The sequence below is a fragment of the Achromobacter sp. 46006 genome, assembly GCF_059761975.1.
In genome coordinates this window covers 21,586-30,317 of sequence record NZ_JCBANN010000062.1, presented here as the reverse complement: position 1 = coordinate 30,317, position 8,732 = coordinate 21,586, and the positions used below count along the sequence as shown (strand labels likewise).

The following is an 8,732-nucleotide window of genomic DNA, read 5'->3' as shown; positions in this document are numbered from 1 at the left end:
GGCGGCTGACGCCGCGTCAGCGCGCCGCCGGCAGGTCGAATTCGAACACCGCGCCCGGCTCGGGCCGTTCCACCAGGCGGATGTCGCTGTGGTGCAGTTGCAGGATGCGGTGCACGATCACCAGCCCCAGGCCGCCGCCATCGCGCGGGCCGTTGGCCAGCACCGAGGCGCGGGTGAACAGGCCCGCCCGCAACGCGTCGGGAATGCCGGCGCCATTGTCGCTGACCCGCACCTGCACGCCGTCGCGCGCCTGCCGCAGGCGTAGCTCGATGCATCCGCCCGGCGCCGTATGGCGGATGGCGTTGTCCAGCAGATTGGTGAGCACCCGCTCGATCATGCCCAGGTCGGCGCGCACCGGCGGCAGCTCCTGGTCAATCGCCGTGGTCAGCCGCTGCTGGCGCGCCTCGGCGGCCAATTCGAATTTCTGGATCACGTCCTGCGCCAGCTCGGGCAGCGAGAAGGTCTCGGGTTCCAGCCGCACCAGCCCGGATTCCAGCCGCGCCAGCTCGAACAGTTCCTGCGCCAGCCGACCGACCTTGCGGCTTTGCGCCAGCGCGATGTCCAGGTAACGGCGGCGCTCGGCCGCGTCCAGCGTTTCGTCCTTGAGCCGCAAGGTTTCCAGATAGCCGTGCAGCGAGGTCAGCGGCGTGCGCAGGTCGTGCGAGATGTTCGCCACCAGGTCGCGCCGCTGCTGGTCCTGGCGCGTCAGCTCGCGCCACTGCTCGGTGATGCGGCGGCCCATCTGCACGAAGCTGCGGCGCAGCACCGAGATCTCGTCGCCGCTGGCATCGGTGGCGTCGGCCGGCTTTTCCAGCGCCGCCAACGCGCGCCCATCGTCGTCGCCAAAGGCCCGCACCGCGCGCGTCAGGCCGCGCAGCGGCCGCGTGATCAGGCCGAACGCCGCCAGGCCCGCCACCAGGCCCAGCAGGGCCACCAGCGCAATCGACCACAAGGTGGTGCGCAGGACCGCGCTGCGCGACGCGGCCATTGCCAGCGCGTCATGCGCCTGGCCTTGCAGCACCACATAGACATAGCCCTCGTCGCGCCCCGCCACCCGCACCGGCGCGGCCGAAAATACCTTGGCCGTATCCAGGTGGCGCGGATCGTCGCCCTCGATAGGCAGCGCCGCGCCCGCCAGGAAGCGGCGCACCGGCGCCAGGTCGACCCGGTCGCGCTTGATCTGCCCGGGCGGCGCCGCATCGCCGACGATGCGGCCGTCGTTGTCCAGCAGGTAGACCTCGACCGCCGGATTCACCATCATCAGCATCGAGAACAGCGAACGCACCGCGTCCGGCTTCCAGCCGTTGGCGTCCATCAGCTCGTTGGTGCCGGCGATATGCTGCGCCAGCCCGCTGGACAGGCGCTGCACCACCTCCTGCTCGTAACGCACGTTGGCCGAGATCTGCAGCCAGGCCGACGCGCCGCAGCACGCCAGCAGCAGCATGGCGAACACCGCCGACAGGCGCTGGGTCAGGGTCAGGCGTTTCATGACGCGGACTCCGCCGCCGCGCCCGGTTCGGCCGCGAACTTGTAGCCGCGGCCCCAGACCGTCAGGATGCGCCGCGGATTGGACGGATCGGCCTCGATCTTGGTGCGCAGCCGGTTGATGTGGGTGTTGACCGTGTGCTCGTAGCCTTCGTGCTGGTAGCCCCAGACCTGGTTCAGCAGGTCCAGCCGCGAGAACACCTTGTCCGGGTTGCGGGCGAAGAAATGCAGCAGGTCGAACTCGCGCGGCGTCAGCTCCAGCCGGCGCTCGTCGACCGAGGCGGTGCGGGCGATCGGATCGATGGCCACGCCGTGCTGGCGCAGGCTGCCGGCGTCGATGCGGGCGTTGCGCTCCAGCGCCTCGGTGCGGCGCAGCAACGCCCGCACCCGAGCCACCAGTTCCAGCATCGAGAACGGCTTGGCCAGGTAGTCGTCGGCGCCCAGTTCCAAGCCGAGGATGCGGTGCACCTCGCTGGAGCGGGCGCTGGTGATGATGATGGGGGTGTAGCGCGTCATGGCGCGGGCGCGCTTGCAGATCTCCAGGCCGTCGATGCCGGGCAGCATCAGGTCCAGCACCAGGGCGTCCCAGCCGCCCTCCTCCAGCCGGCGCATGCCTTCGTTGCCATCGGCCGCATGCTCGACCGCATAGCCCTCGTCACGCAGGTGCAGGCGCAGCAATTCGGCGATGTGGGCGTCGTCTTCGACGATCAGGACGCGGCGGGGCGTATCCATAGGGGCTCGGTCAGGATTGGAGATCAGGGTAAGCCGACCGCCAGCGGCCGGCAAGGCCGGGCGCGGGCGATACGCCCCCGGCAGCGCTATTGTCGCCAATCCATGGCCGGCGAGTTATCACATTTATTTTAAGTTTGCGTGAGGACTTCGATATCGGCGCCGGGGAAGAATGGCTCCAACGACAACAACCGCCTCCCCGAGGAGCCCCGCCATGATGGCCACGCCCGCCACCCCAGACACCCCCGCCGCCCCGGCGCCCGACATGCGCGGCCCGGTACATCCCGGCTGGCTGCGCATCGTGCACTGGCTGAACGCGCTGGCCGTGGTCATCATGGTGACCAGCGGCTGGCGCGTCTACAACGCCGCGCCCTTCTTCGATTTCACCTTTCCCAACGGGATCACCCTGGGCGGCTGGCTGGGCGGTGCGCTGCAATGGCATTTTGCCGGCATGTGGCTGCTGCTGGTCAACGGCCTGCTCTACCTGGGGCTGAACCTGACCACCGGCCGCCTGTGGCGCAAGTTCTTCCCGGTCGGCCCGCGCGGCGTCGCCCGCGACCTGGCCGCCGCCCTGCGCGGCAAGCTGTCGCACGCCGACCCGCGCCACTACAACCAGGTGCAGCGGCTTGCCTACCTGTTCGTCATCGCCGACATCACGGTGCTGGTCCTTTCCGGCCTGGTGCTGTGGAAGTCGGTGCAGTTCGACACGCTGCGCACCCTGCTGGGCGGTTATGAATTCGCGCGCCGTATCCATTTCTTCGCCATGGCGCTGCTGGTTGCGTTCGTGGCGGTCCACCTGGTCATGGTGGCGCTGGTGCCGCGCAGCCTGATCGCCATGATCCGCGGCAGATAAGGAGCCCAACGTGAGCGCAAAACGACACCTGTCGCTGCTGGGCCTGGACGGCCCCGCCATCCTGAAGGAAGCCGTGAAGATCCTGGACAAGCGGGTCGAGGCGCCCTCGCGCCGCGCCTTCCTGCGCCGCAGCCTGACGCTGGGCGGGCTGGCGATGCTGTCCGGCTGCACCCTGTCCGACGATGAAAACGTGGAAAAGGCGCTGACCGCGGTGTCGCGCTTCAACGACCGCGTGCAGGGCTGGATCTTCGATCCGAACAAGCTGGCCCCCACCTATCCGGAATCCATGATCACCCGCCCGTTCCCGTTCAATGCCTATTACGGCATCGACGAGGTGCGGCAGGTCGAGGAAGAGAGCTTCCGGCTGGAAGTCACCGGCATGGTGGCCGACAAGCGCCGCTGGCGGCTCGAAGAGCTGCGCGCCATGGCGCAGATCGACCAGGTCACGCGCCACATCTGCGTCGAGGGCTGGAGCGCCATCGGCAAGTGGGGCGGCGTGCCGTTCTCGACCTTCCTGAAGCGCGTGGGCGCCGACCTGACCGCGAAATACGTGGGATTCAAGTGTGCCGATGACTACTACACCAGCATCGACATGCCGACCGCGTTGCATCCACAGACGATCCTGGCGCTGACCTACGACGGCAAGACCCTGCCGCCGGAGTACGGCTTCCCGATGAAGCTGCGGATGCCCACCAAGCTTGGCTACAAGAACCCCAAGCACATCCAGGCGATTTTCGTCACCAACACCTACCCGGGCGGTTACTGGGAGGACCAGGGCTACAACTGGTTCGGCGGCAGCTAGGTGGCTTTTTTCCCTTCTCACCACGACACACCAGAGGAACGCATCATGAAGACACTCACCACCGCCGCATTCTCGCTGTGCCTGGCCTTTGGCGCGGTCGCCGCGCACGCGGCCGACAGCATGTCCAAGGACAACATGTCGAAGGACGGCATGGCCAAGAGCAGCATGTCGAAGGATGGCATGGCCAAAGATGGCATGGCGAAAGACGGCATGGCCAAGGACGGCATGTCGAAGAACTCCATGTCCAAGGACGCCATGTCGCACGATGGCATGAAGAAGGATGGCATGGCCAAGGACGGCATGGCCAAGGACGGCATGGCCAAGGGCGGCTCCATGAGCAAGGACAGCATGGGCAAGTAAGCCCCCGCCCACCGCCCCGCCGGCGCCGCTGCGGCCGCGCCGCGGGCGGCCCTTCCAACAGGAGTTTCCGATGAGACTGACACGCAGACATTTCCTCGGCGCGGGCGGCGCCTTCGCCGCCGCCGCCGGCCTGGCGCCCCTGCTGGCCGCACGCGGCGCGCGTGCCGCCCAGCCGCGGACGGCCTATCCCTACACGCTGACCGACGCGCAGTGGCGCGCCAAGCTGACCCCCGCGCAATACGAGGTGCTGCGCCGCGAAGGCACCGAGCGGCCCTATACCAGCCCCCTCAACGACGAGCATCGCGCCGGCACCTTCGCCTGCGCCGGCTGCGCCCAGAATCTGTTTTCGTCGACCACCAAATTCGACAGCGGCACCGGCTGGCCCAGCTTCTGGCAACCGCTGGAACACGCCGTCGACACGCTCGAGGACCGCAGCTTCGGCATGACCCGCACCGCCGTCAACTGCAGCAACTGCGGCGGCCACCTGGGCCACGTCTTCGACGACGGCCCGCGCCCGACCGGGCTGCGCTACTGCATGAACGGCGTGGCCATGCGCTTCACCCCGCAGGCCTGACCGCGGCCCGCGTTTTTTTCCGAGGATTCCCCACCATGTCGCTCCGCCCGCTCTACCGCGTCCGCCACGCCGTGCTGGCCGCCGCCGCCCTGCTCGCCAGCGGCGCCGCCCAGGCCGCCGAAAAGGCCTTCATCATTCCGCCCCCCGCGCTCGACACCCCGGCCACCGCGGCGCAGGAGAAAGCCGTCATCGCCGGTGGTTGCTTCTGGGGCGTGCAGGCGGTGTTCCAGCACGTCAAGGGCGTCACCTCGGCGGTTTCCGGCTATGCCGGCGGCCAGGCCTCCACCGCCGACTACGACACCGTCAGCGGTGGCCGCAGCGGCCACGCCGAGTCGGTGGAAATCACCTACGACCCCAAGCAGGTCAGCTACGGCCAACTGCTGCAGATCTATTTCTCGGTGGCGCACGACCCGACCCAGCTCAACCGCCAGGGGCCGGACAGCGGCACACAGTACCGCTCCACGGTGTTCCCGGCCAATGACGACCAGCGCAAAGTGGCCGAGGCCTACATCGCGCAACTGAACCAGTCCGGCGTCTACCCCAAGGCGCTGGCCACCACGGTCGAGCCGCTCAAGGGCTTCTATCCCGCCGAGGGCTATCACCAGGACTACCTGGTGCGGCACCCGTACAGCATGTACATCATGGTCAACGACGTGCCGAAAGTGGAGAATCTGGCCAAGACCTTCCCGGCCGCATATCGCGACAAGCCGGTGCTGGTCAATCCTTGAGGTCTCTGCCCGGGCGCGGCGTGGCCCGCCGCGCAAGCCGTTTCCGATAATGCGAACAGGGCCGCCCGCGCGCCGGGCGGCCATTATCTTTCAGCCGCCGGGGCAACCCCATAAATAATAAAAAATACCTCCGTTCCATTTAAAAAAATGGCCATCCGGATCGGCACCAGAAAACAATATCAAATGTATCAATTCACGCCACTTTGATAATCCGGCCGGTATCCAAAACTCCAATTAAAACAACCAGGTTGGTATCCATCCACAAAAACAACCCGATCTGGATGGTATCTATCCGCCAATTCTTTTGTTTGAAAAAAATCGGGTATAAATTGCGTCCTTTTTTCGACACCCCCACCCTTTCATACAGAATGTTTCGCCGACGGAATATATATTCTCGCAGCGACGCATGCATGCACGGCGGGCGGATCGATCGAGACATAAAGGATCCAAGCTTTGAGATATGGCACCAACAAATGGCTGACCGCGACCGTGGCGCTCAGCGCTTCCTGCGGCGCCGCCGCCATGGCCGCCGACCTGACGGTCGGCGCGGGCAATACGCAGGTATTCGACGGCTCTGCCAGCCTTCCCGGCGGGATTGACGTTACCGGCGGCACCCTGGTGGTCGGCGGCAACGGCGGCGGCGCCGGCGTCACCGTCAGCGGCAACGTCAACGCGGCCTCGAACGGCACCGTCTCGGGCTTCGGCACGATCAATGGCAACCTCGACGTCAGCAGTGGTGCCCGTGTCGCCCCCGGTTACCCGGCAGGCACGCCGACCGGCGCCTCCAATGGCAACCTGGTGGTCACGGGCGACCTGTCGATGAACAACGCCGCGTTCGATTTCGAGACCGGCTACGCGGGGCTACCCATCACCCAGCCCGGGACCGGCGACAACATCACGGTGGGCGGCAATGTCACCCTCAACAACACCATCCTGATCGTCTCGGTCAATACCCTGGGCGTCAACGCCGGCTACTACCGCATCCTGTCGTACGGCGGCAGCCTGAGCGGCAGCGGCCTGACCCTGGGCCCGGTCAGCGGCGATTCGCTGCCGGCCGCCACCATCCAGTCGCTGACCGGCGACAAGCAGATCAACCTGATCCTGGGCCCCAGCACCACCAACCTGTGGAACGGCGACGGCGCGGCCTCCGCGACGCGCGCGGGCGGCGGCAGCGGCACCTGGAGCGCCACCGGCACCAACTGGAACAGCCCGACCAATGCCACGGGGGCCCTGCCCGACAGCGGCTACGCCATTTTCACCGGCGCGGCCGGCACGGTCACGGTCGACGGCGGCGCCGGCCCGGTGCGCGTATCGGGCATCCAGTTCGCCACCGACCGCTACACCCTGCAAGGCGCGCCCATCACCCTGGTCGGCGACGGCGGCAACCCGCCGGCCCTGGTGGTTGGCGACGGCACCTATGCCTCGGGCCAGTTCGTCGACACCATCCACAATCCGCTGCAAGGCACGCAAGGCTTCGTCAAGACCGGCCCCGGCTCGCTGATCCTCACGGCGGACAGCAGCGGCCTGAGCGGCCCCATCCTGATCGCCGACGGTGCCCTGGAAATCGATGGCAAGCTGAACGGCCCGGTCGATATCGGCCGCGAAGTGGTGCTGGCCGGGGTCGGCCAACTCGGCACCACCACGCTCTATCCCACCGCCGTGATCTCGCCGGGCAATGACGCCTCGCCCATCGGCACGCTGACGATCAACGGCAACCTGACCTTCGGCGCCGACAGCCTCTATCGCGTGCACGCCGATCCGGCCAGCAGCGCCAGCGACCGCATCCACGTCACCGGCGTGGCCAGCCTCGATGGCACCGTCGCGCACGTCGGCCCGGCCGGCAACTACGCGCCGCGCACCATGTACAACATCCTGACCGCGGACGGCGGCATCCAGGGCCGGTTCACGGGCAGCTCCAGCGCGTACGCCTTCCTGACCCCAACGCTCAGCTACGACGCCAAGAACGCCTACATGACGCTGACCCGCAATGACGTGCCGATCGGCAGCATCGGCGGCAGCGACAACGAAAACAGCGTGGGCGGCGCACTCGACCAGGAAGATCCGCCGGCGAGCGGCAACGGTTCGGCGTTGCTCGGCAGCGGCAGCACGGCGGCAGCCGGCAGCGGCGCCCGCCAGGTGACCACGGCCGTGCTGACGATGACGCCCGATCAGGCGCGCTCGGCCCTGAAGCAGTTGTCCGGCGAAGCCTATGCCAGCACGGCCACCGTGCTGCAGGGCCAGGCCGACACCGTGCGCGCGCTGCCGCTGGATCACCTGCGCGGCAACCTCGACGCGCCGCTGCGTGCCGGGCAACCGACGGCCCAACTGGGCGCGCCCTCGGCCGACGCCCTGCCGCAAAGCGGTGCCTCGCCGGTCTGGGCGCAGGTCTTCGGCAACTGGAGCACGTTCGCCGGCGACGGCAACGCCTCAAGCGTCAGCCAATCTTCCGGCGGCCTGTTCGTCGGCGGCGACGGCGCGGTCGGCGGCGGCTGGCGCCTGGGCGGCGCGGTCGGCTACACCGGCAGCCACAGCTCGCAGGCCGACTCCGCCTCGCGCACCGACGTCGACAGCTACACCGCCTCGCTGTTCGGCGGCCGCAATTTCCAGGCCGGCCCCGGCCACATCCGCGTCATGGCTGGCGCGGCCTACACCTGGCACGACATCGACAGCAAGCGCGAGGTTGTGGCCGGCAGCCTGAACCAGCGCCTGGAATCGTCCTACCGCGCCTCGTCGACGCAGTTGTTCAGCGAACTCGGCTACCACCTGCCGCTGGGCGATGCCTACAGCATCGAACCCTATGCCGGCCTGGCGTGGAACCGTCTGCGCACGCGTGATTTCGAGGAATCGGGCGGATCGGCCGCCCTGCGCGGCAAGGGCCGCACCGACGACGTCACCAGCAGCACGCTGGGCCTGCGCGGCGCCTGGCAGTTCGAGTCCGGCGGCGCGCCGGGCCGCCTGACCGCCTCGCTGGGCTGGCGCCACGCCATGGGCGACGTCACGCCCAGCCAGCAACTGGCCTTCGACGGCGGCAGCACCTTCTCGGTGCGCGGCGTGCCGATCGCCAAGAACGCCGCGGTGGTCGGTCTGGGCGCCGAAGTCGCGCTCGCCCGCAACACCACCGCCGGCGTGGCCTATGACGCGCAGTTCGGCGGCGGCAACCGCCAGCAGTCGGGCCTGCTGAAGCTGGCCGTGCGCTTCTAG

8 protein-coding genes are annotated in these 8,732 nt (G+C 68.1%); 6 read left to right on the top strand and 2 right to left on the bottom strand.

The features are described 5' to 3' along the window. Positions 1 to 16: 16 nt before the first annotated feature. Both AC6LKG_RS22190 and AC6LKG_RS22185 read right to left on the bottom strand, forming a co-directional pair. Positions 17 to 1,489 (bottom strand): sensor histidine kinase, encoded by a 1,473-nt coding sequence (locus AC6LKG_RS22190; protein ID WP_498168213.1) that lies wholly within the window; start codon positions 1,487 to 1,489, stop codon positions 17 to 19. Continuing rightward, a complete protein-coding gene (locus AC6LKG_RS22185; RefSeq protein WP_498168210.1) occupies positions 1,486 to 2,217 on the bottom strand; it encodes a response regulator transcription factor in 732 nt (243 codons plus the stop codon). The genes AC6LKG_RS22190 and AC6LKG_RS22185 overlap by 4 nt, the downstream gene beginning before the upstream one ends. 211 nt (positions 2,218 to 2,428) lie before the next feature. Here AC6LKG_RS22185 and AC6LKG_RS22180 point away from each other — a divergent pair, with 211 nt between their 5' ends. From AC6LKG_RS22180 to AC6LKG_RS22155, 6 genes are all read left to right on the top strand, one after another. Beyond that, on the top strand, positions 2,429 to 3,067 hold the full coding sequence (locus tag AC6LKG_RS22180; RefSeq protein WP_498168208.1) for a cytochrome b/b6 domain-containing protein: 639 nt from the start codon (positions 2,429 to 2,431) through the stop codon (positions 3,065 to 3,067). 10 nt (positions 3,068 to 3,077) lie between these two features. Further along, positions 3,078 to 3,869 (top strand): molybdopterin-dependent oxidoreductase, encoded by a 792-nt coding sequence (locus AC6LKG_RS22175; RefSeq protein WP_498168206.1) that lies wholly within the window; start codon positions 3,078 to 3,080, stop codon positions 3,867 to 3,869. A gap of 45 nt (positions 3,870 to 3,914) precedes the next feature. Then, entirely contained in the window at positions 3,915 to 4,229 is a 315-nt protein-coding gene (locus tag AC6LKG_RS22170; protein ID WP_498168203.1) for a pentapeptide MXKDX repeat protein, read from the top strand. Between the two features lie 70 nt (positions 4,230 to 4,299). Beyond that, positions 4,300 to 4,803 (top strand): peptide-methionine (R)-S-oxide reductase MsrB, encoded by a 504-nt coding sequence (msrB, locus tag AC6LKG_RS22165; RefSeq protein WP_498168201.1) that lies wholly within the window; start codon positions 4,300 to 4,302, stop codon positions 4,801 to 4,803. Positions 4,804 to 4,838: 35 nt separating this feature from the next. Further along, entirely contained in the window at positions 4,839 to 5,531 is a 693-nt protein-coding gene (gene msrA, locus AC6LKG_RS22160) for a peptide-methionine (S)-S-oxide reductase MsrA (RefSeq protein WP_498168199.1), read from the top strand. Between the two features lie 453 nt (positions 5,532 to 5,984). Further along, positions 5,985 to 8,732: an autotransporter family protein gene (locus AC6LKG_RS22155; RefSeq protein ID WP_498168196.1), complete on the top strand. Its 2,748-nt coding sequence runs from the start codon at positions 5,985 to 5,987 to the stop codon at positions 8,730 to 8,732.

What these genes read in the sequence shown, in the direction of transcription:
- AC6LKG_RS22190 (WP_498168213.1), bottom strand. Translation starts at nt 1,489, where the DNA reads ATGAAACGCCTGACCCTGACCCAGCGCCTGTCGGCGGTGTTCGCCATG.
- AC6LKG_RS22185 (WP_498168210.1), bottom strand. Translation starts at nt 2,217, where the DNA reads ATGGATACGCCCCGCCGCGTCCTGATCGTCGAAGACGACGCCCACATC.
- AC6LKG_RS22180 (WP_498168208.1), top strand. Translation starts at nt 2,429, where the DNA reads ATGATGGCCACGCCCGCCACCCCAGACACCCCCGCCGCCCCGGCGCCC.
- AC6LKG_RS22170 (WP_498168203.1), top strand. Translation starts at nt 3,915, where the DNA reads ATGAAGACACTCACCACCGCCGCATTCTCGCTGTGCCTGGCCTTTGGC.
- msrB (WP_498168201.1), top strand. Translation starts at nt 4,300, where the DNA reads ATGAGACTGACACGCAGACATTTCCTCGGCGCGGGCGGCGCCTTCGCC.
- msrA (WP_498168199.1), top strand. Translation starts at nt 4,839, where the DNA reads ATGTCGCTCCGCCCGCTCTACCGCGTCCGCCACGCCGTGCTGGCCGCC.